The organism is Pseudomonas karstica, assembly GCF_009707515.1.
GTDB classification, from domain to species: domain Bacteria; phylum Pseudomonadota; class Gammaproteobacteria; order Pseudomonadales; family Pseudomonadaceae; genus Aquipseudomonas; species Aquipseudomonas karstica.
Genome location: NZ_WLYI01000012.1, coordinates 113,483 through 140,220, shown reverse-complemented (window position 1 = coordinate 140,220; position 26,738 = coordinate 113,483). Strand labels below are relative to the sequence as shown.

The 26,738-nt window shown below is 56.6% G+C and carries 26 protein-coding genes; 5 read left to right on the top strand and 21 right to left on the bottom strand.

The window, feature by feature from the left end; translation table 11 throughout:
- The 8 genes from GIR22_RS11135 to GIR22_RS11100 all read right to left on the bottom strand — a co-directional run.
- Positions 1–1,157, bottom strand: a 1,157-nt coding sequence (locus GIR22_RS11135; protein WP_154743369.1) for an SGNH/GDSL hydrolase family protein, incomplete at its 3' end; no start/stop codon positions are given.
- Positions 1,158–1,181: 24 nt separating this feature from the next.
- Positions 1,182–2,219 carry an acyltransferase family protein gene (locus GIR22_RS11130; protein ID WP_154743368.1) on the bottom strand — a complete coding sequence of 346 codons (1,038 nt, stop codon included), beginning with the start codon at positions 2,217–2,219 and terminating at the stop codon, positions 1,182–1,184.
- A 12-nt stretch (positions 2,220–2,231) separates the two neighbouring features.
- Positions 2,232–3,335: a hypothetical protein gene (locus GIR22_RS11125; protein WP_154743367.1), complete on the bottom strand. Its 1,104-nt coding sequence runs from the start codon at positions 3,333–3,335 to the stop codon at positions 2,232–2,234.
- The gene (locus tag GIR22_RS11120; protein WP_154743366.1) at positions 3,335–4,555 is read right to left on the bottom strand and encodes an MATE family efflux transporter; all 1,221 of its coding nucleotides are present in this window, start codon (positions 4,553–4,555) and stop codon (positions 3,335–3,337) included. The genes GIR22_RS11125 and GIR22_RS11120 overlap by 1 nt, the downstream gene beginning before the upstream one ends.
- Entirely contained in the window at positions 4,552–5,664 is a 1,113-nt protein-coding gene (locus GIR22_RS11115; protein ID WP_154743365.1) for a polysaccharide pyruvyl transferase family protein, read from the bottom strand. Before GIR22_RS11115 ends, GIR22_RS11120 begins: the two co-directional genes overlap by 4 nt.
- Before the next feature lie 14 nt (positions 5,665–5,678).
- Entirely contained in the window at positions 5,679–6,761 is a 1,083-nt protein-coding gene (locus GIR22_RS11110) for a glycosyltransferase (protein WP_154743364.1), read from the bottom strand.
- A 39-nt stretch (positions 6,762–6,800) separates the two neighbouring features.
- Positions 6,801–9,011, bottom strand: coding sequence for a polysaccharide biosynthesis tyrosine autokinase (locus GIR22_RS11105; protein ID WP_154743363.1), 2,211 nt, complete (start codon positions 9,009–9,011; stop codon positions 6,801–6,803).
- Between the two features lie 39 nt (positions 9,012–9,050).
- Entirely contained in the window at positions 9,051–9,491 is a 441-nt protein-coding gene (locus tag GIR22_RS11100; protein ID WP_154743362.1) for a low molecular weight protein-tyrosine-phosphatase, read from the bottom strand.
- Positions 9,492–9,798: 307 nt separating this feature from the next.
- Here GIR22_RS11100 and GIR22_RS11095 point away from each other — a divergent pair, with 307 nt between their 5' ends.
- Both GIR22_RS11095 and GIR22_RS11090 read left to right on the top strand, forming a co-directional pair.
- On the top strand, positions 9,799–10,764 hold the full coding sequence (locus GIR22_RS11095; protein ID WP_154743361.1) for a glycosyl hydrolase family 5: 966 nt from the start codon (positions 9,799–9,801) through the stop codon (positions 10,762–10,764).
- Between the two features lie 9 nt (positions 10,765–10,773).
- Entirely contained in the window at positions 10,774–11,052 is a 279-nt protein-coding gene (locus GIR22_RS11090; protein ID WP_154743360.1) for a hypothetical protein, read from the top strand.
- Here GIR22_RS11090 and GIR22_RS11085 read toward each other — a convergent pair.
- From GIR22_RS11085 to GIR22_RS11070, 4 genes are read right to left on the bottom strand one after another with little or no spacing between them, the layout of a single operon-like run.
- Positions 11,049–11,669 (bottom strand): PqiC family protein, encoded by a 621-nt coding sequence (locus GIR22_RS11085; protein WP_154743359.1) that lies wholly within the window; start codon positions 11,667–11,669, stop codon positions 11,049–11,051. The genes GIR22_RS11090 and GIR22_RS11085 overlap by 4 nt on opposite strands.
- The gene (locus GIR22_RS11080; protein ID WP_154743358.1) at positions 11,666–13,342 is read right to left on the bottom strand and encodes a PqiB family protein; all 1,677 of its coding nucleotides are present in this window, start codon (positions 13,340–13,342) and stop codon (positions 11,666–11,668) included. Before GIR22_RS11080 ends, GIR22_RS11085 begins: the two co-directional genes overlap by 4 nt.
- Positions 13,335–13,949, bottom strand: coding sequence for a paraquat-inducible protein A (locus GIR22_RS11075; protein WP_154743357.1), 615 nt, complete (start codon positions 13,947–13,949; stop codon positions 13,335–13,337). The genes GIR22_RS11080 and GIR22_RS11075 overlap by 8 nt, the downstream gene beginning before the upstream one ends.
- A complete protein-coding gene (locus GIR22_RS11070) occupies positions 13,946–14,566 on the bottom strand; it encodes a paraquat-inducible protein A (protein ID WP_178122201.1) in 621 nt (206 codons plus the stop codon). Before GIR22_RS11070 ends, GIR22_RS11075 begins: the two co-directional genes overlap by 4 nt.
- Positions 14,567–14,991: 425 nt before the next feature.
- On the opposite strand from GIR22_RS11070, the gene GIR22_RS11065 reads away from it, so the two are divergent.
- Positions 14,992–17,535, top strand: a complete 2,544-nt coding sequence (locus tag GIR22_RS11065; RefSeq protein ID WP_154743356.1) for a mechanosensitive ion channel family protein — start codon at positions 14,992–14,994, stop codon at positions 17,533–17,535.
- A 303-nt stretch (positions 17,536–17,838) separates the two neighbouring features.
- On the opposite strand, the gene GIR22_RS26130 is transcribed toward GIR22_RS11065, so the two are convergent.
- From GIR22_RS26130 to GIR22_RS11055, 3 genes are all read right to left on the bottom strand, one after another.
- Positions 17,839–17,970 (bottom strand): putative transporter small subunit, encoded by a 132-nt coding sequence (locus GIR22_RS26130; RefSeq protein WP_218581658.1) that lies wholly within the window; start codon positions 17,968–17,970, stop codon positions 17,839–17,841.
- Positions 17,952–19,622 (bottom strand): sodium:solute symporter family protein, encoded by a 1,671-nt coding sequence (locus GIR22_RS11060; protein WP_154743355.1) that lies wholly within the window; start codon positions 19,620–19,622, stop codon positions 17,952–17,954. The genes GIR22_RS26130 and GIR22_RS11060 overlap by 19 nt, the downstream gene beginning before the upstream one ends.
- 436 nt (positions 19,623–20,058) lie before the next feature.
- Positions 20,059–20,703, bottom strand: a complete 645-nt coding sequence (locus GIR22_RS11055) for a TetR/AcrR family transcriptional regulator (protein WP_154743354.1) — start codon at positions 20,701–20,703, stop codon at positions 20,059–20,061.
- Positions 20,704–20,864: 161 nt separating this feature from the next.
- Between GIR22_RS11055 and GIR22_RS11050 the strand changes: the two genes are divergently transcribed.
- Together GIR22_RS11050 and GIR22_RS11045 are read left to right on the top strand one after the other, a co-directional pair.
- Positions 20,865–21,116 carry a hypothetical protein gene (locus tag GIR22_RS11050; protein WP_154743353.1) on the top strand — a complete coding sequence of 84 codons (252 nt, stop codon included), beginning with the start codon at positions 20,865–20,867 and terminating at the stop codon, positions 21,114–21,116.
- Positions 21,117–21,183: 67 nt separating this feature from the next.
- A complete protein-coding gene (locus tag GIR22_RS11045) occupies positions 21,184–21,432 on the top strand; it encodes a hypothetical protein (protein WP_154743352.1) in 249 nt (82 codons plus the stop codon).
- 113 nt (positions 21,433–21,545) lie between these two features.
- Here GIR22_RS11045 and GIR22_RS11040 read toward each other — a convergent pair whose 3' ends face one another.
- The 6 genes from GIR22_RS11040 to GIR22_RS11015 are packed head-to-tail and all read right to left on the bottom strand — an operon-like array spanning position 21,546 to position 26,732.
- Entirely contained in the window at positions 21,546–21,896 is a 351-nt protein-coding gene (locus GIR22_RS11040; RefSeq protein WP_377663112.1) for a RidA family protein, read from the bottom strand.
- 12 nt (positions 21,897–21,908) lie between these two features.
- Complete coding sequence (locus GIR22_RS11035) at positions 21,909–23,087, bottom strand: FAD-dependent oxidoreductase (protein ID WP_178122200.1); 1,179 nt, start codon at positions 23,085–23,087, stop codon at positions 21,909–21,911.
- Entirely contained in the window at positions 23,080–24,456 is a 1,377-nt protein-coding gene (locus GIR22_RS11030; RefSeq protein WP_154743350.1) for an NAD(P)/FAD-dependent oxidoreductase, read from the bottom strand. Before GIR22_RS11030 ends, GIR22_RS11035 begins: the two co-directional genes overlap by 8 nt.
- The gene (locus GIR22_RS11025; protein WP_154743349.1) at positions 24,453–24,806 is read right to left on the bottom strand and encodes a (2Fe-2S)-binding protein; all 354 of its coding nucleotides are present in this window, start codon (positions 24,804–24,806) and stop codon (positions 24,453–24,455) included. Before GIR22_RS11025 ends, GIR22_RS11030 begins: the two co-directional genes overlap by 4 nt.
- Positions 24,796–25,938: an NAD(P)/FAD-dependent oxidoreductase gene (locus GIR22_RS11020; protein WP_154743348.1), complete on the bottom strand. Its 1,143-nt coding sequence runs from the start codon at positions 25,936–25,938 to the stop codon at positions 24,796–24,798. The genes GIR22_RS11025 and GIR22_RS11020 overlap by 11 nt, the downstream gene beginning before the upstream one ends.
- Positions 25,935–26,732, bottom strand: coding sequence for an ABC transporter permease (locus GIR22_RS11015; RefSeq protein ID WP_154743347.1), 798 nt, complete (start codon positions 26,730–26,732; stop codon positions 25,935–25,937). The genes GIR22_RS11020 and GIR22_RS11015 overlap by 4 nt, the downstream gene beginning before the upstream one ends.
- Positions 26,733–26,738 lie beyond the last annotated feature (6 nt).

Below are 26,738 nucleotides of genomic sequence, written 5' to 3'. Positions count from 1 at the left end.
TTTCGCGCGATGCCGCAAGTGTCCTGCGGCGAAACCGCGTTATCCCCACCAACCATCAGACGATAAACGTAATCGGCGATCACCCGGCCTCCCGTCCCCGGGATAGGGTGAATGCTGTCCGGACCGATCATAGGAGTGGGCCCACCACCGGCGTAGCGCTTGAAGTCGGCGCCGAACGCACACTGCATATCAGCGTAACCAAGATGCTCCGAGCGCGCCCAGGGCTCCAAAACCTTCCCGTAGGCCGACATCGGATAGGCACTTGAACGTGTAGTGTCCTGACGCAGGATCAGGTTGATGCTCGCCGCCGGGTGAACCTCGCGCACCATCCGCACCAGACCTTGGATATTCTCCAGATACTTTTCGGGTTTCACCCCAAACCCCTGGTCATTGCCGCCCAACATGATCAGGTAAATGTCCGCAGGAATCTTCGACACCACCGCTTCCCACTGAGTCTGCCACTGACTATCGTTGTGGTAGAAGTCAGCGGATGCCGCGCCAGAAGCGGCGAGCTTGGACACCCTGACGCCCGCCTCGTGATTGCTCGACCACAGGCCGAACAAGGTAGGCGAGCCTTTGACCACCTCCAGTCGGAACGCCCAGTCGGCCGTGTCAGGCGCACCAGGCAACGCTATCTCCTGGACACCTGAACCGCCGAGCGTCAATGAATGCCAAGTGTCTGATGCCGCCCAACGGTAGCGCACCTCATTGGGTTTTCCGTCCCCCAGGTAAAGTAATTTAGCCTGGGCAATGGACGTATCAATGACGGTTGTCGGCCTGGCATCTACCTCCAGATAAGCACCGGGCCGGCCCGTGATGGTACGGCTGTCGGGGCTTGCCTGGCCAAGACGGGATACGCTCCAGCCACCGCCAAAGTACTTTTTGCTGCTTCGGGTGTATTTGTAGTGTGTACCACCGAGCGCCGCGCCGTGGTTAAAACCGACATAACCCGGCCCGGCGAAACCTGCCTCTTTCGTTAGCCGCTGGACGAGCTTGTTCAGGTAAAAATCCTGCCCGGCGCTGTAGCTGTCGCCGATCACCGAGATGGATATCACCTTCCCTGCTTTTTTTTCGCGCCATTGCTCAAACCGCTCGCGAGCATCACCCACTTCAATCACCGAAGCGGGTACGGGACGTACGTCATCGATTGCGTACATGCGTCACTTCCTTTATCAGGGCATTCATCGGGGTTGCGACACCGTGGCGGCGGCCGGAGGTTTTTTACGGGCTGCTCGCTCCCCCAGAAACAGCGTGGACGTGAGAGCGAAACGACTGAAAATACTCGACAGCACTACCGGCCCCAACAAGCCACAGACCACCCCGCTGAGCACCAGAACACTTTCATCCTTGATACCCAGGCGCCCCAGCGCGAATCGCGACGCGGCGGCAAACAGCACATGAAACAGGAAAATCGCGTAGGAATATCCGCCAAGCCAGATCAGCCATTGCGCCCGCACGTTACTCGACAGCAGCGCCACGCAAGACACACATCCCACCAACAATCCGACCAGGCTTCGGCGATCAACGATCAACTCGCGATCCACCGCCGCCACATACAGCAGCACCAGGGATATCAATACGAACACCAGCGGCCCGATCACCTTGAGTGATTGCCTTATCTCGTTGACCTTTGCCTGGCCAATCATTCCCATCACAAAAAACGGCAGCAGATAGATCGCACCATTGATGCCGAAAGCATCAAGTGCAAAGGGCGGTAGCAGAAACACCCCCGCCGCAAACGCCAGCAACAGGTACAAGCGCGTTGCTGTCTGCAACAGGCCACGCCACTCCAGCAGGCCGACAAACATGAAGATGATGAACACCGCCTGCAAGAACCAGAAGTGATTGACCGGCACATAGAACGACAGCAGCGCATCGACCAGACCAAGCTCCTTATTCACGCCGGGGCCGATCGCCTGCAGTATCGAAAACGGAATACCCACGCAAAACAATGGCACGATCAACCGTCTGACCTTGCCGAAAAAGTAGGCGGAGAAGTCATTGCCTCTGATTTTGTAGATGGAATAGATGTAGCCCGAAATAAAGGTGAACAACGGCATGCGCACGTACACCATGGAGTCGGCGATTACCCGGAAAGGCGAACCCACGTCTATTTTCAAGCCGCCGCCCAAGGGCCCTATCACGTGATAAAGCACCAGTAGCAGGCAGGCCAGACCGCGTAGGGTCTCGATCTCCAGCGACTTTTTCTTGATCGACATAAAACACAAACCTCAGTTCAGGATTCTTGATTCAACCAACTCAGGTTTCTTTGTGCGCAACTGCAATCCCAGGCCCATGAACAGCACCGGTACTACCATGGAAAAATGTCGGGCGAAGGAACCGAAGTCTGGTTCAAACAAACCTTGTACCAGCAAAAAGGACAGAGGAATGGCGATCAGCTCCTTGGCCTTGGTGTCGATGCGCACGCCCTTGTAGTCGCTCGACGTGATCATCTTGAACATCAGCAACGAGGTCATCATCATCAGCACTACAAAGATGATCTGGCCCAGGCCGGAGAGCAGGATCAATTCCACGGGAAACGACAGGCGGAAAAAGATAATCAGCGAGTCAAGCGCTTGCGACACGAAGTCACCACCGCTGAGCCAGGAAACAATCAACGACTTCGATCCCTCCTCGCCCGCCGTGCGCAATTCATTGTTGCTGGCGCGAATCGATGACACCGAATAACCGGCCACCAGCTGAATCGCCGTGGCGATTGCCAGGTAGAACAAGAACAACATCAGGAAGAAGGTGAGTCGAGACACGTACTTCTTCATGACACACACGCCGATCCAGGCCAGCGAAAACAATATCCAGTAGGGCCGGATCAACACGCCATACACCAGCGCAGAGAAGAAAAACCCTCCCCGGTAACGTCTGGAAAACGAGAACAGCAAAATCGCAATCATTGCCACCGAGACAATGATTTCCTTGGTCAGGTTGTCGAGGAAAAACGACCGGACCACACCCCACAAGCACAAGGTCAGGAAAAGCGTCAGCGGCATGCGCCTGAAAATAAATACCGGAATCGCCGTCAGGAACAGATTGCACGCCATCCCGTAGGCCCAGGCATTGGTCAGATTGATCCCAGTGGGACGCAGCAGATATGCCGAGCACTCGTAGGAAGACCGGTCTGGCGAGAAGGGGTTCCAGAAGTTGCAGTTGTCGGCACGAACGTAGGACGACCACAACGTCATGGCATCGGGGCCCGGTTCCCGGTGCATCAGCAGCGGCATGGCAACGGACAGAAACAGGCCACTGAACAGAATCAGGAACGAGATCGACGAGTCGAGTTTGTTGCCACGAAACTCGATGGAGGGCAGCTTCAACGCCATTACACAGTTACCTTCGCTCGGGCAAACCGGGTCAGCAAGGCGATAACGCCGAGCTGCACAGTGATTGAAAAAACATTCCCCCATGCGGCACCATAAATCGAATAGTGCTTGATCAATACGTAACTGACCGGCAGAGAAACCAACAGGCAAATGGCCGCGCTGGCGAATGACACCCGACTGTTTTTAGACGCAATAAGGCCGCCCCAGACGATGTCGCCGACGGCGCGCAGGGCAAAGGAGAAAATCAGCACGCCGAGAATTTTGTTGTCCGGGCGCGGTACCGTCGTACCGACGTAATCGAGCACGACGTTGAAAAACAGATAAATCATCAGCGCCACGACGCCTGACACCACGAGGGCCCGCATCACCCACTGATTCATGAATAATTGCCGGACTGTCAGCGCCTGCTTGTCGTTCTGATAACGCTTGGCGAGCACCGGGATGCCTACCACTGCAACCACGGCGTAGGAAAGCGCCTGCAAGGTGTTGGCCGCAGACCAGGCGTAAACGTACTTGCCCAGGCTCGCGTAGGGCTCGATGTCCAAAATCAGGAAGCGTTCGGCGTACTGACTCACTGCAATCAAACCAGTGCCCAGGTAAAACGGTAACCCGGCTTTCCAGACCGAGGCCGTGGTGAGGGCTCCTGCCCCCCGCCCTTTGTGAACGTTCACCACAATCAGGTAACCGGCAACAATCACCACTACGTTGGCCGCCACCCATAACCACAGCACACTGGCGATACCGGACACCCATCCCAGCAGCATCCCGCCTAAAGCCAGCAGCGCCCAAAGCCCGGTTTTGATAAAGAACAGTATCGCGCCCCACGTGGATTTCTGGGCGGCAAACACAAAGGAATTTATTTCAAAAGACAGGTGTTCGGTGAGCAGCACAAGTGCCACACAAACGATCAGCACGGCACTTGCCTCGACCTCCTGGAACAGCGAGTAAACCGCGACTGTCACCACCGACAACACGATCCCCACCGCCAGGTACAACAGCAAGACCCTATCAACGACCCATCGCGAACTGTCGCCGACGCTGATCAGCCGATTGATTTCGGAACTGAATCCGACGCTGTAAAACTTCGATGCAATCAACGACGCGGCCACTACCACGCCGTAAAAGCCCAACGCGTCATATCCCAGGTAATGGGTGATGGCCAACACCAGCAAAAACTTCGCGCCTAAAGCTCCGCCCCGGAGCAATAGCCGAAATATCATCGAACAATTCCCTTGATGATCCCATCCATTACCAACGTCTTGGCTTCGATTTCCTTGCAGGTGTCCGTCAATTGCTTGCCAAACCGGGACAAGGCATCGGGTGCGTAAACCGTGTTGATGATGGTGTCGACATCGATATCGCCGCCATTGATCACCCAGTCTTCCACGCCCATGTCCTGATAGGCACCAAAGCCCTTGCGCTCATAGCTGATGTGGAACGCCGGGACGCCCGCCAGCAGCGATTCGATGGCGCCATGCAACCTGACGGAAATCACCAGGTCCGGCTGATATTTGGCCAGGGTCTCTTTCAGTGACAGCAACTCTTCGGTGATACCCAACTCTCGATAGAACGCGCCGTCATCGTTGCCACGTACAGCGCTTTGCACCGCGCAGACCACTTTGCTCTTGTTCTTCAGCCGCTGTAGCAGGAGCTTCAAGTTAGCCACGTAACCGACTTTCTTTTCCTTGCTCCACTCCGGCGGCTTGCGCAGTACCACGCAGACCACCGCAGGCGAAGACGCGCAACGAGTGAACTTGGGTTGCATGAGGATCTTGCTGGCCAAGGCCTGCACCGCGAGATCAGGTGCGCGGTAGACATTTTCATGAGCACCGAAAATCTGTGACGACCTGTTGTCCCGGACAAAGACGGCGTCGGCATGAGCGTAATGCCCGACAATCTCGCTGCTCTCTCCGTGAAAGGGACCGATGCTTTGCGGCAGGTACACCGAGGGTACTTTACTCAGGATCGCCGTTTCCAATTGCTTGGCATGCCCCAGCTTCAACTTGATATGTTCAAAAGCGCTTTTGGAACGCATGTAACCGCCGCCTACCCCGACGATCAAGTCACTTGAACGCAATAGATCTGCAAGGCCGGCGTAGGATTGATTAAGGAACAGCGCTTGCTTGACTCGCCCCAAACCCTTGGCTGCCATCACCGGCGCGTCATAGCGCTTGTAAGGCAAGTAACTGAATGACTCCGGATCCGAGGCCACGACGTTGATTGAGGTATCCGCGCCAAAGTTTCGCAACACCAGGGCGATTGCCAGGTCCACGAGAAGGCCATCACCGGAGTTGGAGGCACTGTAGCCATGCAAAATAGTTACGTTCATGAGCTGATTTCTACTTAATAAGAGGGGGCGGAATACACGTCATAGGTTTGCCGAATCATCAACGTGGCACTGAACCGCTCGCGAACCATTTTGCGACCTTGGATTCCGAGCTCCTGCAGCCCGGATTTCTCGATGTTCGCTAATACATCGGTCAGTGCCTGGTGATCACCTGTGGGGAAGATGTAGCCGGTCACCCCATGGCTGACCAACTCAGGCAAGGACGTGCAGTCACTGGCAATCACTGGCAAGCCCATGGCCATACCCTCCAGGGGCACCATGGCAAAGCCTTCCCAGCGACTTGGCACAATCAGGGCGTCCGCCGCCTGATAAAGCGCATTCACTTCAGCCGGGGTCACCCACGGTATGTACTCGACCCCGTCCATCGCCGGGCAGTCGACGGCGTTCTCGTTGACCGCACTGCCAACCACCGTCAGTTTCAGATCAGTGCGCCGCACACCGGCAAACGCCTTGAGCAAGACATCAAAACCCTTCTGGTAGTCGAGCCGCCCCACAAAAAGCAGATGGATCGAAGCCTGGTCATTAGTCTTCGGCTCATCATCCTTGTAATGAATTCCGTTGTAGATCAATGTCATACGATGACGATCAATACCAAACGTCGCAGCGGTATCCAGCTCGTACTGGCTGACGCAAATGATCACGTCCGTGACTTTCTGCAATAGCCGCTCAATCAGCGAATAGACTTTCTGTTTGGCCGGCGAACTCTCCATCAGAAACGAAAAGGCATGCGGGCAGTAAATGATCCTGGGCGAGCGCCACGGCCGCAGGAGCACACACACACAACGGCCAATCACCCCGGAAAAGGTGCTGTGCAAGTGCACCACATGGGGTTTTTCCTTGAGAATCACACGGGCCAGTTTCCAGGCGAATCGCAGCAGCGACAGCACATCCCGCTTGGTTCTGTCGAAGGTCCTGATTTGTTGCTCATCAATGCCGTGCAGTTCTTTTTTCTGATCGAGCGGGATCAAATAAACCAACTCATAGTTTGACGCTTCGCCCTCAGGTGCAGCCGATATCGTCCGAATAACGGTGGCAACGCCACCTTTAATCGTTTCGGCCACATGCAGTATTTTTTTCAATATCCACCCATTTTCATGCAGGTAATGACAATCGCCGAATCAAGATTTATCGGACGCATACTCGTAGTTGTAACCGCCGTTACCGTAGTAGCTTGCTGAACGCTTCTCGACGCCATTGAAAACTGCGCCCTTCAACTGGATACCGTTCTGGGCAAATCGACGAATCGTCAGTTCGATCTCTTTGGCCGGATTCACACCGAAGCGGGCGACGATCAAACTGATCGCCGCTTCACGACCCACGATAGCGGCGTCGGTCACGGCCAATAGCGGTGGCGTATCGATGATCACCACGTCATACAGCTCACTGAGTTGTGCCAGCAGTTCACGGAAGTTCGCATGCATCAACAGCTCTGACGGGTTGGGCGGGACCTGTCCACGACTGATGAAGTGCAAGCTATCGATCTCGGTTTGATGGATGGCCTGCTCAAGGCTGCAGCGCTTGACCAATAGGTCCGAGAAACCATTGGCGATCGGCGTATTGAACGTCTTGTGCAAATGCCCTTTGCGCATATCGGCATCGATCAGCACCACTCGCTGTCCGCTTTGCGCCATGACTGCCGCGAGGTTGGACGAAACGAAGGTTTTACCAACCTCCGGGCTTGGACCGGAAATCATGATCCGGTTATTGCCCGAATCCAGGCCCGCAAAGTGCAGGCAGGTGCGCAAACTACGGATCGACTCGATAGACAAGTCTGTCGGGTTACGTATGGCCAACAGAGAAGACTGCTTGCGCGACTCGTCATTCAAACGGAATTTTTTACCGTCCTCTTCCTGTTGCAGTGCGCTGTATGGAATCGATGCATACACCGGCAAGCCAAGTTGCTCGATACCCTCTGGCCCCTCCAGCCCTCGGCTCAGGGATTTGCGCACAAGCACCAACGCAACACCAATAAAAGCCCCGAGAAAGGTCGCAATCAGCACGATCAAGGCTTTGCGCGGCGCGACCGGTGTGGTCTTGTCGACGTCTGCGCTGTCAATCAGACGAACATTACCCACCGCCCCGGCCCTGACAATATCCAGCTCCTGGGATTTGTTCAGCAGTTGCGTGTAGATCTGCGACGCGACTTCCACATCGCGGGTCAGGTTCAGCAACTCCTGTTGCGTAGCGGGCAGATCCTGAACCTTGCTCTCCAGGTCCTGCTGCTGCTGGGTCAATTCCCCGATCTGGGTCATCAAGGCGCGATAGGCCGGATGTTGCTTGGTGAACTTGCGATCAAGGTCCGCTTGTTGAAGTTTCAACTCCGAAATGCGCGTGTCCAGGCCGACAATCTGTTCCAGCACCGATTGGGTTTCGAGGGAAATATTGACTGTCTTGCCGCGGGTTTGATAGCGGTTGAGCGCATCGCTGGCCTTGATCAGGTCGCTCTTGACTTGCGGCAGTTGTGCTTGCAGAAAGTCCAGGCTTTGCGCCGCTTCGGCCGAGGTGCGCTCGACGTTTTGCTGCACATATAGCGTGGAGACTTTATTGAGAATCTTCACCGCCAGGGCGTAGTCAGTGCTGGCCAGGGCCAGGCGGATGATGCCCGACTCCTTGCCTTGCTCGGAAACATCCAGCGCATCCTGATAATTAAGGATGGTGACGATTCTTGGGTTGTGCACTACTTCGAAACGGGTGCCGGGATTGGCCGCCATATTGGCGATCAACCCTTCGACTCCATTTTGCGCAAACCCTTCGCCAACAACGCCCTTCACCAACAGGTTGTCGTTGTCATCGAAAAGCTCGAATCGATGCTGCTCGGCAGCAACCAGCGTGAGTTTCTTGCCCAATAGCTCTTCCGGCAGGTTGAGCCGTGCGATCTCCAGGCGTTCACCACCCCAGGCATAGCTGTTCAGGCCAAAACGGGGGGCTGCTACAGAATCGCCCTTATGGCGCCGAGCAAAAAACTTGCCAATGATCGGGAAGGTGTTGGGCGTGACGTCGATATCAAGGTGCAGGTCGTCGACGGTTTTGCCGATCACCGCTCGAGACTTGATGATGCCGATCTCGGTCACTGACGGAGATTGCCCACTGAGCATGCTGTTGAGATCGGAAAATCCGAGCATGTCGTTCTTTTTCGGTTCGACCTGGACCAAGGCGTTCGCCAGATACACCGGCGTCGACAAAACCGCATAGGCAACGCCAGTCACCATGAATGCGCCGGTGAGCGCGCCTATTAACCATTTGTGATCAATTAAAGTGCCTAATATACCGAGAAGATCAATATCATCTCGCTCGTTGTCCCGGGTGCCGACTACTGACGGTAACTGCATAAGTGAGTTCTTACCATTTACTGATCTGAAAATTATTCATCAATGCCCGAGACGCTGCGCCCATGAGCAAACAGCATCTTCAATCAATGCATGGGCATGAATGAAAGCTGCCTTTCCTTGACGATAGGGATCTTGTATTTCTCGATCGCTCTGCCACTTCCCGAGAAGAAACACTTTGCCCCTGGCGTGCGATGCAATCTTCAGCACTCGCTCTACATGCTCTTTTTCCATGACCAGAATCAGGTCTGATTCATTAACGATGTCCGAGGTGATTTGCCGCGCTTTAAACGCGTGTGCGCTGTGCCCACGGTCTTCCAGAACCTGGCGTGCCGCAGGCTCCATGGACTCGCCAACGCGAGCGGAAAGGCCCGCAGAGGCCACGGCGATGCTTGAGGATGCCAGCGCATTACGCAGCAGTATTTCTGCCGAAGGGCTGCGACAAATGTTGCCCACGCAAACGACAAGGATATTTTTGAACAAGGCAACGCTTCCCGTGTAATGTCGAATCAACCAATGCGTAGTGTGCGTAGTGGGGATTTGAGCGAACCCGCGGGTTCATCCCGCACTCAGAAACGGATCAGCCTTGTAAATAGCAGCGTATTTAGTACCACGACACCTAAAAACCACCCAACCAGAATAATCGGACCAAAAATAACGCCGTTTTATAACAAAAGTTAACCGACAAAAAATAACACTCGTGCACTTCACAACGTTATAGCCATCCAACTAGATAGCATAGAAACCCAATGCCCCATGTTATTGACAGCTCGACTTTAGGAAACCCGACATGAACTCAGCACATTTCAAACGGCTTGCCGCTTCGACTCTGCTCATGCTCAGTACAGTCAGTCAGGTTCACGCCAGCGAACTGTTCCCCGTCCTCGCCGCCAACAAGACCGTCGGTGTCCAGGTCAAGATCCAGAATTTCACCGCCGCTGACGCCGAGCAGATCAAGGCGGCAGGCTTTGGGTTCGTACGGCTTGGCGTATGGACGAACAGCCTGGGCAGTTCGGCGTATCAAAAACAGATCAGCGATGCGTTCGCCGCCGCTAAATCTGCCGAATTGCCGGTACTGATGACCGTTCGCTCAACCAAGCCGCTGACGCCCAAGCCCGGCGACACCAACGAGCTTGCGGCCGCAGGAGAACTGTTCGCCAATTCGGTGGTCGCCCTGGAACAGTCCTACAGCACGCAGTTGGTAGCCATTGAAATATGGAATGAGCCGGACCTGGGAAAATATTGGCCAACCGGTAACTTCGATACGACCTTTGCTCCGTTCATGAGCGCTATGTGCCATTCGCTGGGGCAAAAACCGCAAACCACACCGTTGGTCGGCTTTGGCTTCGCCAAAGCGCCAAGCCCTGGGTCCGCATCCACAGAGGCGTTGAGCAAGATCGTCAGCGACTACCCTAAATGCCTGAGTGCGATTTCATATCACCCCTATGGCTTGTCCGATACCCAGATCGGCAATGTCCAAGCCTTCATCCAGCAAACCTTCCATCTACCGGGGGTTATCAGCGAATGGGGCGTGCCGTCGCTCATCACCAACGGTGGGGTCAACGGGCAAGCCAGTAAAGTCGGCACCTTCATCTCGGGCGTCAAAAAGCTGAACATCCCGCTGACGTCCCTTTATGAGTGGAAGAACAGTGAAACGGGTGGGAATGACCGAGAGAGGAATTTCGGCCTGATGACGTCTGATGGCCAGGAGAAACCGGCAAAAATGGCCACCAAGGCACTGCTGAATCCACAGTAGGGTGGTTTTTTGCAACTGCTGAAAGGACAGTGGACGTGCGTGTGCCAGCCGCACTTTTACGCCCTGCCCTTTCACATTCCTTTCACAGACAAGCGTCTATGGTTATCCCAGCTCCTCGTGAACACCTTTAAGCCCGCCCCCATCGCGGGCTTTTCTTTGTCTGCCGTTTGCCTCCCCTCCCAATATGGCTATAGGCATCGTACGCAAGCCCGCTCGGTCAAGCTGATCGGCAAGCACACCCATGCCGAAGCAAAAAATGAACGCCATTGGCCTTCTGAAAACGGCTAACGTGCGCCAGTCCAGCAACGAGACATTGGCTCACGCACCCAAGCGTCCGCCGTCTTGGCAATGGCATCAGCCAGGCTCGAAACCGCACGCTGATGGGCCAGTACCAAGTTCTCCATGCCAACACCCGCGGGCTGCTGGATCACGCTGCTGCAGATTAAGTTTCGACGCTTGTTGGTGTCACTGCGCAGGCTCAGATTCCACACCACGTCTATTAACGCGTGCTGATTCAAAACTGACTCAAAACGGCGCACATCGGTGCGCACTGACAGTACAGGCTGATCGCTCTGGCGAGGCAATCCCGCCAAATCCCGCGTACCGAGGCGCCGCTCCAGTTGAGCGGTCAACGCATCATGAAACTCATCGCCTAAAGGCGCGGCCCAGCGTTCGTTCTCAAGGATGGCGAGGCTGCCGTCCCCCTCGCGCAACACTACTTGCGGTTGGTCAACTTGCACCGGTATCAACACCGGCAGCATTTGGAACTGAAACAACGTTTGCGCTGCGGTCGTCGACGCCGCGCCCTGAGATGCAATCAGCGTGTAGTAATGGGTCGGTGGCGAAGAGCAGGCACCCAGGCTCAGCGCTGCCGCAATCAAAATAATAGGGGCGCGCAAGTTCATTGCTGGGGCTCCAGGTCAATTTCACGGGATGAGGACGGGGCTTTGTAGGAACCGGGGGCTGCGTCGCCGGTACGGCCACGGATCAGCGATTCAGGGTGGCGGCTCAGGAAATCGGTGAGTACACGAACCGAGCGGGCCGTGCGCTGAACTTCATCCATGGTTTGACCCAGTCGCTGCCGTTCTGGGGAGTCATCCGACAAGGCCTCATTTGCCGTCCCCAAGGTTTTTTGTGCCTCCTGCAACGTACCGCGCATTTGCGGTAGCACTTCGCCGTTCACCGTCTTCATGGTTTTTTGCAGTTCGCCCAGGCTGCCGTTGAGGTTGCTCACCATCGTGTCGAGCGGCAGTTTGCTCAGCTTATCGACGAAGCCCTGCAACTGCTCCTGCAACTTGTCGAAGCTACCCGGGACAGTTGGGATTTCCAATGGCCGCGCGGTCGCGTCAAATGCCACTTTAGGTGCCTTCGAATCAAAGTCCATTGCGATATACAGTTGACCGGTCAGCAGGTTGCCCGTCCGGGCTTGAGCACGAAGACCGTGGCGCACAAATCCACCAAGGAGTCGTGCGCTCTGCTCGTCGTCGTCACCCTCGCCCGCCAACCCTTTCAACGTTTCGTTGGCTGCGCCCAAGCGCTGAGGATAGATGACAGCACCTACGACGCCTGGAAATGTCTGGGTCTTGGGGTCGTACTCCAGATCGACCGACACGACCCGGCCAATATTTACGCCGAGGAAGTCGATCGGGGCATTGACCACCAACCCTCTGAGCGACTGATTGAAACGCATACGAATGTAACGCGGCGGGCCATCAGGTGGTGCCAGTGCGCTAGCCTGGTCTTCGAAAACCTTGAACGTGGTATTGGCCTCGGCGGGCTTGGCGTTGGGACTGTACGCGGGTTCACGGAAAGCGATACCTCCCGAGATGATCGAGGCAAGGGATTGTGTCGCGACTTTCAAGCCTTCTGCTCCTACGGTCACATCCACGCCACTGGCGTTCCAGAAGCGCGAATCGGTAAGCACGTACTGATCATTCGGTGAATTGATAAAGATCTCGATGTCGACGCCTTTGCCATCCTTCGACAGTTCGTATGCCACCACCTGGCCGACCCGAATACGCCTGAAGTACACCGGTGAGCCTATGTCCAGCGAACCCAGATCCTCTGTATGCAGCATGAACCGCTTGCCCTTTTCACCCAAGGTGACAGAGGGAGGGGTTTCCAGGCCGGTAAAATTTTTCTCGATTTTCTCCGAGGTCCCGGGGTCGACGCTGATGAACGCACCCGACAGTAAGGTATCGACGCCGGAAATACCTTGAGCGCCAATTCGCGGACGAACCACCCAATATTGGGTCTCGGCGTGGGTAAACAGAGTCGCCGTTTTATTCAATTCGATAGTGGCCAGAACATGGGTGCGGTCCTCGCTCAACGTAATATCGGTGACCATGCCGATCACCACGTTCTTGTATTTGACCTGAGTTTTATTGACCTCCAATCCTTCGGCGGTGAGGAAACTGACCGTTACCTTCGGCCCCACATTGAGAAGGTCATGAACGGCCATCGACAGGCCGATCAAACCCGCAACGATAGGTACAATCCACACCAACGAAATTCTCGCCTTGCGGGCTTTGATCTCGGGCCGAGCCAATGGTGAAGGGGTAAGGGGGTTATCAGACATCTTCAACCTCTGCATCCCAGATAAGCCGGGGGTCAAAACTCATGGCGGCGAACATGGTCATGACCACCACCAAACCAAAAAACAGGATACCCAGTCGGGGTTCAATGGTGCTGAGCCCCTGAAACTGAACCAGAGCAGCCACCACGGCGACCACTAAAACGTCGAGCATCGACCAGTAGCCAATCAGCTCGATAAAACGATAGAGCCGCGCGCGCTCACGCTTGGCCCACTGGCTTCGGCGCTGACAAGTGACCAACAACAAGCCCAGTACCAGGAACTTGATGCAGGGCACCACCACGCTAGCAATAAAGATCAGGATTGCGATATCCCACGAGCCGCCTTTGGTGAATTCAATCACGCCACCCATGATGGTGCTTTCGCTGCCATTGCCAAGCATCGTGGTGAACATCACCGGCAAGACATTGGCTGGTATGTAAAAAATCAACCCTGCGATCAGAAAAGCCCATGTACGAGCTTGGCTGTTGGGTTTGCGAAAATGTACCGGCGACTCGCAGCGAGGACATTGGTGGACTCCGCCGGCGCAGACATAACTGCACACATGGCACAGGCAGACATTCCGCTCTCGAGCATAGGGAATATTGCTCATGGGCGCCCCACTTCAAGTTCGTCCCACAAGCGTCGAATGTCCTTGCCCGCGATCAGCAGGATCAACACCATCAGCATGGCCATGGCCCATAGCCCTACGCCGGCATGCACGTCAAGCATGCCGGCCAGCTTGATGATCGCCACCAGGATACCCAGCAGACAGACTTCCAACATGCTCCAGGGACGTAAATGTTCCAGCGCGCGCATACACGCCTTGAAACCTGGGGCGATTTTGCCGCGATGGGCGTGGGCAAGTACCCAGAACAACAGCGCGATCTGCAGGGCCGGGGCGAGAATGATCGCAAGACCAACCACCAGCGCGATCAGGGTAATACGACCCTGTGCCAGCGCCTGCACCGAACCCCATAGGGTCACTTCGTTTGTCAGGCCCTGCAAGCTGATGCTGATCACCGGAAAGACGTTGGCGAAGACAAACATAATGGCTGCAGCCACCGTGAGGGCCAGTAACTGCTCGATGCTCAAGCGATGGCCGCGATCGAGCACTGCGCCGCAACGCACACAATAGGCGGATTGTCCCGCCTGTAACGCACTGGCTTCGTAAAGCGAGTCGCAGTGTTCGCAAATGATCCTGGAAGGATGTAGATCGAGCGGTTGCACAGTGTTTTTTCTATCCGAATAGGCGCCGAAAAGAAGCGATCAAAGATTGCACACAGAGGACTGCGACGAGCCACAATGTGAAACCGAATGCATTACTTATCCTCCTTCGCAGACTCATAAAATAGGGCCTGAGGACTTTTAATGCAGGATTTGGAGCAAAGTTACCGCAGCAACCTATAGAGAATAGAACAATTCGTCTAGTTTATTCCGAATAATCCGCTGATTCTCCTGCGGCGCAATGCAATAGGAAACGAACCGGCACTAGACGATATTGTCTACTACTGCGTGAAATGGATTGACCTCCAGGCGCCTTTCGATTTCGAGTGAGCCTGCCGTTTGTCTGGATAGCTCTAGTCGAACTACCGATGATATTGCTGATGCCATTCGCTGATGCTTTAAAAACCGACCGCCCCGCAGGCCCTATTATGAACAAACGCTACTTTCCCCTTCTGTTGACACTCTTGCTCAGTTTGACTGTGTTTGCGTCATGGGCCGCGCCGGCTGAGGTGGTTCCTGGGAAACAGCTCAATGAACCAACGCAGGAAGCCCCTCAGGCCCGCTTGAAACAGCCAGCCAAGGAAGACCCCGTAGAGAGGGCAACCGTTAACGAAGAAGATGCCAGCGAAACTCCTCTGGAGCAAAGCCCCGAGGCAGACACCGCACCGCTTCAAGCAGACGGCTTAATTGCTCGCACGCTGGATAAACTTGGCGAGTGGCTCAATCGTTTGGGCGGCCAATTGCATCTTTTCAAGGATTCAGCAGCAGAACTCGCCAAATGGTTAAAAGCCAGCTTTTCTGACGATGCCTGGAGGCAATTACTCGTTGAATCAGCAAGCGGCCTCCTTGCCGTATTTGTGCTGGGAGTCTCTGCACAAGCACTCGTAAGCAGGGGTTTGCGCTACCCTCGCCGCGCGCTGGCGCACAGGGCCGGTAGTGTAGCGTCGCACCTGCACAGGGCTGCGACGCTCGCACGCGCAGAGAAAATCTCCAGTGTCACCACGCAACAGTCTGCTGCCCAGACCCTGGCCCAAGCGGCGCTGGCGCCTGGGCAAGAAAATGTAGTCTTGGTCCAAACGGTTCGCGACGGCGTAGAACACGTCGAATCGCTGGTAGTGCAGGATGCTGAAAGCATTGCACCTGTCACGACACCAGCTTCTGCGCCCACCCCCATAGCAATACCCGCACCCAATGAGCCTTACGCGCATGAGGCCCCTGCCCCAACGATTGTGCCTACCCATCGCGATATGGCGCAGCGCACACTGCGGTTGCTCCCTTTTGCCTTCGGCATGCTGTTGCTCGATCTGTTGGGACTGATGGCCTTTTTCGGTGCCGCGGCACTGGCCATTCACTTGCTGCCCACCCTTGATCCTCGCGCGCTGTCTGTCGTACAGGGGTTCTTCAAGGCTTATGTCATTACCCGCATTTGCATGGCGGTGTTGCGTGTGTTGATCGCCCCATACGGTCAAGGCGTTCGTTTGTTACGGATCACACCCTTGTCGGCTCGCGCCCTTTATACCTGGCTGTGGCGCTTCATCGTATTCGCTACCTTCGGGATAGCACTGGCATCCGCTGCAGGGCAGCTCGGCGCTGGTGAATCGGGTCGCCAGGCGATGGTTAAACTGGTTTCGCTATGCATTCACCTCGCTGCGGTAATGATTATTTTCCGGTTCCGCAAGCCAATTGGCACCCACATCGCCGCCGCGCCAGGAGCCACTGGCCCGCTCGCGTCGTTGCGTAATTGGTTGGCCAAGGTCTGGGTGATCCCTGCTACATCGCTGGTCATGGGGCTCTGGTTTATCTGGGCGCTGGGTATCGAGGATGGCTTCCCCAGACTGATGGAGTTCATCATCGTCACCGCAGCGATCATCGTGGCCGGGCGCCTGGTCGATATTTCTGTCCACGGCCTGGTAGCGAAAGCGCTTCACATCAATAACAGAGCCGCCGACTCAAACACGAGTAAATCAGCCAACCTTCGCAGCAGTATGGGGGAGCGTTATTATCCATTGATTCAGCGACTGACGTCCTTTGTCGTGATGGTGCTTACCGTTGTCGCATTACTGCAATCACAAGGGATCAACGCTATCGGCTGGTTCGCCCCAGGTACGATCGGCGGCAACATGACATCGGCGGCGCTGACGATCCTCACCGCAGTGGTGATCGCCGTGATCGTCTGGTATTTGGTCGATACAGGTGTTCAGCGACGCGTCATGCTGTGGACCGAGAATGGAGACCTGACTCGTGCAGCCCGCCTGAAAACACTGCTGCCGATGATGCGAACAATCCTGCTCATTGCCCTGACGCTGGTGGTGGGACTCACGGCCTTGACTCAAATCGGCATCAACACCACCCCGTTGTTGGCAGGCGCGAGCATCATCGGAGTGGCGCTGGGATTTGGCTCACAAAAACTGGTTCAGGATTTCATCACCGGTATATTCCTGCTGATGGAGAACGCCATGCAGGTGGGCGATGGCGTTACCGTCGCGGGTGTCAGCGGCACAGTGGAAAATTTATCCATTCGTACAGTCCGCCTACGGGCTGGCGATGGTTCGCTGCATATCATTCCGTTCAGTTCCGTCTCGACGGTGAACAATACCAACCGGGGCATCGGCAACGCCGCAATACGCGTCAGCATCGGTTATGAGATGGACGTCAACCTTGCCACCGACGAACTCAAGAAAATCGGCGCCCTGCTACGTGCCGATCCTACATTCGGGCCTCTGATTCTGGCCGATCTGGAAGTATGGGGGGTCGATGCGATCGATGGCTCGATGTTCACCCTGGTAGGGCAGATTCGTTGCTTGTCCAATGGACGGTGGGGGGTACAACGCGAAACCAATCGCCGCATCCTGGAAAGGTTCCGGGAGTTAAACATTCGAATCGCCGACCCGCGTGAGCGCCTGATGGTGCCTGATGCAGAGCAAAGTGCTAGCCATGTTGCAGCAACAACGCCTGGGGGACACGAAAAATGATCGACTCGGCGGCGTCGGCTTGTGATTCAAAGACCCCCTATAAAAACGTTGGCTACCCAACTGTATTGGCTAGAGTTATGTGATGGCATACAAATGCGCCACGACAATGAACCGGGTGCTACCTTGCTCCAGCAAATGACTGTTGCATTACTTTCGACTTTGCCGATTGAATGGTTGCTGTAATGCATGCATAGACGTAGGCGTTGTACCTGGTATGACGCATCAGCTTTCGCAGCGTGGATCAAGCCATCTTGAAGCCCGATGCGGACAAGTAACTGTCGCTTGCCCGCACCTCGGATCGGTTTACACCAGATCAGTGCCGTCACGTTTGGCCTTGCGCATGTCTCGGTACAAACTGACGCACAAGGTGATCATCACGACCGCTGCAATGACGGGCCAGATCAATACATAAAGTGTTAACGCAAAGCTGGACATGGGGAAACTCCTTTGTCTTCAGTGGCGGAATCGGCGCTGTAGTGGAAGGCCACGACGCGTTCATTGATGCAGTCAAAGTCAAAATTCTCGTTGGACATCAAGCTCACCAACACACACACCACGCTGCTGGCGCCGTAGGCGGTGAGTGAACTGAGCAACACCGGGTAATCACGCAAAAAGCCGAATGCAAACGGTGCCAGAATCAAAAACGCGAGCCCGCCCAACGTGAACCCGACCTTGCGCCCGAAGAAGCCGAAGGCCATCAAGCCAATCACCACCCCACCACCGATTGATGCAAATAATTCGAAGAACAGCGCCACGGCGCCCTGCAACTCAAGCAATTCGAAACGCGCCACCAGGAACATCAAAAAGCCTGCGAAGGCCGCACTGGTAAAAGCTGCATTGGTCACTCGCCCCCAATACAGGCTGACGATTACCGGGAACACGATAGCGCCCCATAACGCACCCACGAAGATGAGCATGGTCAAGATGTCCAGCTTGAGGCTGGCGAATACCACGGCGAGCATTGTCGCAACGACCATGGTCATGCGCCCTACGAACAACATGGTTTGGGGGTTCGGTTTACCTTTAGCCAGGTTCTTGCCATATACATCGGTCATCACCAACGCGGATAGCGCCGACAAGTCCGAATCGGCGGTCGATGACAGCGAACCGATCACCATGATGAAAAACAACCCGATTGCGAACGGCGGCAGGTACGTCGAGGCCATTTGCGGGATCAGGTTATTCAAGTCGCCGTCTACCGGCTGCACACCGGCCAGCAAGGCCAGGAAACCCAGCATGCCCAGGCCAATCACAATCGAAGCATAACCAATGGTGGCGGTGACAAAGGTCGACTTCATCAAGTCTTCACGTACCGCGAACAATCGCTGGGCAATGGTTTGGTTACCAATGGCATAAGCCAGCACCGCAACAAAGTAGGGTGCGCCCTGCTCCAGAATGGCGGTTTTCGAATAGAAGCTGGCTTGTTCCGCGGAAATGTTCGGCATGCCTTGGGCGAAGAGTTCAGGGCCGCCAAGCTGGAAGAAAATAATGGGAATAATCACCACGGCGGCGAAGATCATAGCGAACAACTGGCCAAAGTCAGTCAGGACTGATGAGCGAAAGCCTGACCAGATGGTGTAACCCAGAATTCCGAAACCGGCGATCAACACCCCCTGGATAAAGCTCAGCGGAGACAACACGGCAACCAGCGCGCCCGCAGCGGTAAAGTTGACCATCAAACTGATCATGCTGCCGACGATGTTGGAACCCGCCAAAATCATCTGGCTGGAGCGCCCATGACGGGCGTGCATTATCTCTGCCAGGGTGTGGGCCTTGGGCGCCAATGCGCGAAAGCGCCGGCCAAAGGGGTAGATAAACAAAATCATCAACGCCCCCCAGAATCCGTAATGCAGCGCGCCGGAGATGCCAAATTTATAGCCGGAACTGGCAGCCGCGTAGAACGAGGCGGCCCAGATCCAGGTGGCGGTCATGCTGGCAGCCGCCATGCCAAACCCAATGGAGTTATTGGAAACCATATAGCCGTCGACATTTTCATCCTTGCGACCCACGCGCAACGACACCAAAAAGGTCAAGCCATAGAAACAGAACAGAAGTAGCAAAACGGTGGGGGTGGAAAGTTGGAACATTCCTTTCTCCTTTATGCGCGCCACAGTCATCACAGACGTAATGAAAGACCGAAAAATCGGCAGGCGCAAAACAACCCGGGGTTCCTGATAATCAGGGGCATCGGACAGCGGTCCGCTGGGTTGTCATCGTGAAGGCTGGCAAGAGACGGAACGCAAAAGGCGCTCCAGGTCTGAAGGCAAAGCGTGCGCTGGCACGTTGAGCCGCGGCTTGCAGCAAGGGTCGGCAATTGCCGAAAGATAAGTCCTGCATCAAGAGCCGATGGCCCTGACACGAACAGCCAAGCACTATACAGCCTTTGGGCGAACGTTGTTGTGTGGCATGCGGCTGAAAACCGCCATCTACCGAAACAAGGAATGTATCAGTGCCGTATCCCTGACGAGCAGCTCCACCGCAACCTGCCGCCAGACAGAGCAAACCAGGCCCAGACCGGCGGCCTTATCGAGAGACCCCATGCATCCGCTCCAAAGCCTCCAGATAAGCCGTCAAGGCTCTCGGAATCTCCTCGACCAATAACTGCCTGGATAGGGCACTGCTTTCTTGCGCAGTCTGGAATGCGCCCATGGGTAACGCGATTAATGCCAAGACATACGCTTGACGTGCATCGGTAGTGGCATTCGGCAAGCGCAGTTCCAGCATTCGTGCATAGGTGTCTTCGATTCGCAGGCGCAAATCCGGGCTACTCAAGCGATGGACACCATCGAGCGGGCAAATCATTGAAACCAAGTCCCGATGCCGCTCACTGTATTGCAGGATCGGAAGGATCAATCGAGCGATAACGTCCGCTGCGCTCTCCTTGATCCAGACACTGTCATCGATGGCCCTCAACTCTTCGGTAATAACCGCCAGCGCCTGTATATGACGCTCGCCGAGGGCATCCAGAACGCTCTGCTTGTCAGCAAAGAAATGGTAAAGCGAGCCTATCGATGTGCCCGCGTCTCGGGCCAAGCCGTGCATCGTCAGTTGAGCGGCGCCTTCGATCACAATCAAGCGAGCACACGCATCCAATATGGCGGCTACTCGCTCGCGCCCGCGGGCTTGCTGGGGAGCGCGCGAAGAAGGGGGGGCTTTCTTATCAGTCATGAGAGGCAGTACGCATTCGGTCGTCCATTATGTTCCATTTTTATTCTCACACATGAACTAATACTAGACCATGCCGTCTAGTAAACCACCCACTAACCCGCAGGATGAACTTCAAGCTGCCAAAAAAATCCAACAGTTATCACGTCACGCCTGGTAGCTCTATGTTAGTCGTCGACAACGTCCAATTGATCCGCTCGCTGCTGGACCAACTGTCTACTGACACCGAAATCGACTCAGTAGACCTGATCGGCGATCAGGAACAGATTCTGTTCGGGTTGCGGGAGATGGTCCGGCTTGGCCTGATATCCGGAGCCCATCATTACAGTGGGTATTGCGACCCCACCGGTCCGCTTTTTTCATCGGTTTCGGCGATTCGCCTGACCAAACGCGGGATTATCTTGAAAGAGCGATAGGCCATCATTTACACATATCCCTTAGCAACTAGGCTTAGGTTCCCCTCCTTTGTTTACGGAAAAGCGAATGCACACCCTAAGCAAGCTAGAGCTAGAGGCGGTTCTTTCGAGCCGGCTACCGCAATGCACCATCAAATGCTCGATTAATGGGGACGCAAGCTTGTCTGTTGACGTGGCAGGGCCAGATACCAATCGGTTCACAATCGCCAACATAGATCGGACCCACTACAACGGCGAGGCCGGGATCAATAAGCTGGCCCGCGAGATCCTGGAAGAAATGGTGATGTCGCGACAAGCGACCCACCTCCTCGAATAAAGGGCTCGCCCTGGAAAAGCCCTGTATCCGGTAGAGTGGGTCGTTATCCAACGCGTTACTTTTGAACCTGGAGTCGACCGGTGCTCCTGGCCGACTCCATCAACCACTCGCGATCAGCCCGCCGCGACCACCGTGATTTCCACCAGTAAGTCCGGCGCCGCCAGGCGCGACTCAACGGTGGCACGGGCGGGTGCGTGGCCTTCTGGAGCCCAGGCATCCCATACCTCGTTCATTCCGGCGAAGTCGGCCTGGATATCCGACAACCAGACTTGTGCGGTGAGGATACGGGTTTTGTCCAGGCCGGCCTGGGCCAGGAAACTGTCGATCTTCGCCAGCACCTGGGCAGTCTGGCCCTTGATGTCCTGGGTCCGGTCCGTGGCAGTCTGGCCGCCAAGAAAGGTGAAGCCGTTGCATTGAACGACGCGGCTCATACGTTGATTGGTTTCGATGCGTGTAATTTCCAGCATGTGAACTCCTCAATGTTGCGGGATGGTTGAAGCGGATTGAAACGATGAAGACGGCGAACTGGCCGCCAGTTTGAAACGGTCGATGGCGAACGGTTCCAGTGATATCTGCGAATGCTCGCCAAGAATGTGTTGAGCCAGACGTTTACCGGTGCCGGGCCCCATCTGAAAGCCGCTGCCGCAAAAACCGAATGAATAACTCAGGTTACTGGCTTTGCGACTGGCGCCGATCACCGGCAGGTCATCGGCGGTGAAGGCTTCTACACCGGCCCAGACGCGATTGACACCCAAGTGTCGCAAATGCGGGAACAAGTCAGTGACCGTGCGCGCACTGCTACCCAGTCGCTCCATCTCGACCTCACCATGGCGTGACAGAAAATCCAGCGAGCCAATCAGCTTGCCACCGATTACCACCGTACCATTGGCATACTGCTTGAACGACAGCGCTCTGCCCGTGGCACCTAGCACCGGGGCACAGAAAGGCGCGACGCGATGGGTGACCAGCAGCATCAGGCCCTCAGGATGCACGGGCACCGGCTCGCCAATCTGCGCAGCCAGTCCTGCGGCCCAGGCTCCCGCCGTCACCACCAGGTGCTCGGCACTGAAGCTTCCCGTGGGTGTCTGCACCCGCCATTGGGTACCGGTCTGCTCGATCTGTTGCGCAGGGGTGTTTTCGTGAATCTGTACGCCGCGTTTTTGCGCAGCCAGGCGAAACGCAGTGACGGTTTTGTACGGCACTGCGTAACCATCACCTTTGACCCAGATACCACCCGTCACATGCCGTGCCACTGCCGGCACTGTGTCGAACACCTGCTGCTGATCGATCAACACCTCATGGGTGAAACCCAGCGCCTGAAGCTGCTCGACCCGCAGCCGGCACTCCTCCAGTTCGGCCTGGGTCTCCGCCAGTTTGAGCTGGCCGCTGGGGACAAACCCTCCATCATCGCCCAGGGTATTCTTGAGTTCATGCCAAAGATCGCGCGACGCCAGCGCCAATGGAATTTCCGCTATGTGGCGGCCCAGGGTGCGCACGCCACCGGCATTCACGCCCGAGGCATGGCGCCCGCAATACTCCGCTTCCAGCAGCGTCACCTTGACGCCGGCTTGTGCGAGGTACAACGCCGTGCTCAGACCATGGATGCCGCCGCCGATCACCAGTACGTCAGCCTGGCGGTTGTTCGACTCACTCACCGGCCAGCTCTCCCAAGGTGATGGGTTTGATCGGCGGACGAATACGGTAGTACCCCACCTCGGCCGCCGATACGCCGCGGGCCTTGGCGATGACTTCGGTGACGGTCAGGCCGCACATGCGCCCCTGACACGGCCCCATGCCACAACGACCGAATGACTTCGCTTGATTCGGGCCCGCGCAACCCAGGGCAACGAGTCTGCGCAACTCACCCGCCGTCACTTCTTCGCAGCGGCAGACCACCACGTCGTCAGCTGGAATGCGGTTTTGTTCTTTGGGTTGATAAAGCGCGTCGAGAAACGGCCGAATCCGCAGGTTGGCCTCCAGTTGCACGCGCACCCTGCGCGCCGTGTCATCACGTTCTGCGATGCTGATAGCCTTGAGTTGCGCGGCAATCCCCAGCGCCGCCAGTTGTCCCTGCACTGCCGCTGCCTGAGCGCCACCGATACCGGCGCCATCTCCGGCGACGTAAACCCCCGGCACATCAAGCTCACCCCACGGGTCGGTGACCGGTCTGAAGCACAGCTGATCCAAGTCCCATTCATGCCGCGCGCGCAACGCCTGGCTGAACTGGATATTCGGGACTACGCCTTGATGCAGCAGCACGCAACGGGTGGCGATGCGCTGCGCCTTGCCGGACACGCTGAATGTCAGTGCCTGCGCCGCCGCCTCGCCCTCGACCGCCAGTTGCTCGGCTCCTCCATAATGAGCGATCCCGGCACTGCGCAGGCTGCGCATCAGTTCCAACCCCTTGCGCAGATAGGGCCAGGCGCGCAGCGCGGCAAACAGGTGACGGCGGGCACGCCAGTAATCTTCGGGCCGCGTGGTGTCGACCAGCGCCTTGATCGGCACACCGGCCCGCAAGTACTGCCAGCCCAGCAAATACAGGAGCGGGCCACAACCGGCCAATACCACCGGTTCACTCGGCGCCAGGCCTGAGCTTTTCAACAGAATCTGCGCAGCACCGGCACTCATCACGCCGGGCAAGGTCCAGCCGGCAATCGGGAACGGCCGTTCCATCGCACCGGTCGCCAGCAGCACGGCCTTGGCGTCCAGCGTATGCAGACGGCCGTCGAGCAGATAGCTGACCTGGTGATCCCGGGTCACCTGCCACACCGACGCGCCTTTTTCATAGCGCACGCTTGAGGATGTCAGGGCCTGAGCCAGTTCATTACCGTGAGCATAATCAGGGCCCAGCAGATCCCGTCGGGCCAGCGGCGCCAGGGTAATGCCCCGATAAATTTGTCCACCCGGACTGCCCTGCTCATCCAGCAATACCACTTGCAACCCCTGGCTGGCCATCTGAGTCGCTGCTGCCATGCCGGCCGCCCCTGCACCGACGACTACCACATCAACGGTTTCGTGGTTCATGACTGCACCTCCACCGGTTGGATATTCATCGGCTGATAGATCAAGTCCCGGGCCCCTTCCTGTGAACGAATGCGCATGCCATCAGCCACTTCGATCAAGCAGCTTTGGCGATTGGGGACGCCGTCGATGTCCACCAGGCATTCGAAACACACCCCCATCATGCAGTACGGCGCGCGAGGCGACTCACTGACCGGCGTGGCGCGAAACCGACTGATACCGGACATCAGCAATGCAGCGGCGACGCTCATGCCGGCGGGCACAACCAGCGGTTGATCGTTGAAAGTCAGGCTCACGGTCCGCGTCGCCCTGCCTTCACTGATGACCGGTTGAAACAGCGGATCAGTGCGCATGTGAAAACACCTTGTCAGTTAGAAAACGATCACCGGCAAACACCTCCAGCTCCGCGGGTGGTGCTGCGCCCATAATCCACGGTGCGATGCGCAGGGCATGGGCGGCCGCCAAGGTCACGCCGCTGTGGCACGTAACCACGAATGCACCAGGGTGCGTGCTGGATTGCTGGTAGATGGGGAATCCGTCCGGGCTCATTACCCGCAATGCGCCCCAGGCCCGTACCAGCCGCACATCGCGCAGTAATGGAAAGGTCGAAACACCGCGCTTGGCGATGGCGGCCAACACCTCGGTGGAGGTGCTGTCATCGAAGCCCACCTCTTCCATGGAATCGCCAAGCTGTACAGTGCCTTCATCGGTCTGCCGGACGTTGAGGGTCGGGTACTCGAGAAATGGTCGAACCCGTTCGCTGATCAACACCTGTCCGCGATTGGGCGCCACCGGTGCATACAGCCCCACCTGCCGCGCCAGCGCCGCATTGCCTAACCCGGCAGCCAGCACGATCCGTGGCGCGACAAAATAACGCTGTCCGGCTCTGACACGGAACTCGCCAGGGGCGCAATCGATGTGATCGACCTGCACGCTGCTATGCAGGCGTGCGCCCTTGGCCTGCGCCGAGGTGTGCAGGGCCCGTAGCAGTTTCAATGGATTGACGTGGCCGTCCTGTGACGTGTAACTGGCGCCAATGACTGCAGGCCCGATCAGCGGCAAACGCGCTTTCACTTCTCCAGCGTCCAACATCTCAAACGAGTAATCGCCCAGCGCATCCTGCAAGATCTGCAGTCGCGACTGGCGCTCCAGCAGTTCTTCGTCACTGAAGCACATGTGAAAACCACCCGGCTGCTTGAGCTGGACGTCGATACCACTGTCAGCCAACAACGCTTGGGCAAGCGCCGGCCAACGGACCGCCGAAGAACGGGTCCAGCGCGAGTAATCCGGTAAGTCATGGCCTTTGCCCTGGACCCAGACCAGACCGAAATTGCCTCGTGAGGCACGAAACGCATCGTCACCCTGGTCGAGGACCACGGTGTCGACACCGCTGCGAGCCAACCCATAAGCCACCGCCGTGCCCACCAACCCGCCGCCGATCACAATCACGTCCGACTGCACGACGTTATGTTTGTCCTGGCTCATTTGCCTTCTCCGATCAGTACCCGATCCAGTCCGACCATGCGATCGAGCACCAGCATCAACAACACGGTACCGACAATCAGCACTGTGGAGACGGCGGTGATCAACGGATCAATGGTCTGGGAAATCTGGTTGTACATGGCCACCGGCAAGGTCGTGGTACCGGGCGTGGCGACGAACACGGTCATGGTCAGTTCGTCAAAACTCTGGATGAATGCCAGCATCCAGCCACCGATGACACCGGTGCGGATACGCGGCAGGACCACTCGGTAAAATGCGCTCCAGCGTCGTGCTCCGAGAGACAAGGCGGCCTGTTCAATATCGCGCTCCAGGCCAATGGTCGAAGCCAACGTGAGCCGCAGTGCATAGGGCAGCACCACAATCACATGAGTAATGCTCAGCGCCCAGAATGATCCGCCTATCTGCGCCATGGAGAAAAACCGCAGAAACGCAATGCCCAGTACCACGGAAGGAATCATCAGCGGCGACAGCAGAAAACCGGTCAGGGCACCGCGCCCCGGAAACTCGTAACGGCTGATCGCCAGTGCCGCCGGGACGGCCAGCAACGTAGCGACGGTGGCAGAAACCACGCCCAGTTTGAGCGACAGGAAGAACGCATCGAGCATTTCCTGGTTCTCCAGCAACGCCCGGAACCAGCGCAACGACAAACCGTCAGTGGGCAGCGACAGATACCCCTTGTCGGTAAACGCCATCGCCATGACCACCACCAGCGGCGCAACGATGAACGTAATGAACAACAGATGAAACAGCAGCGAGAAAAATCCGTTCTTGTGCATGGCGGG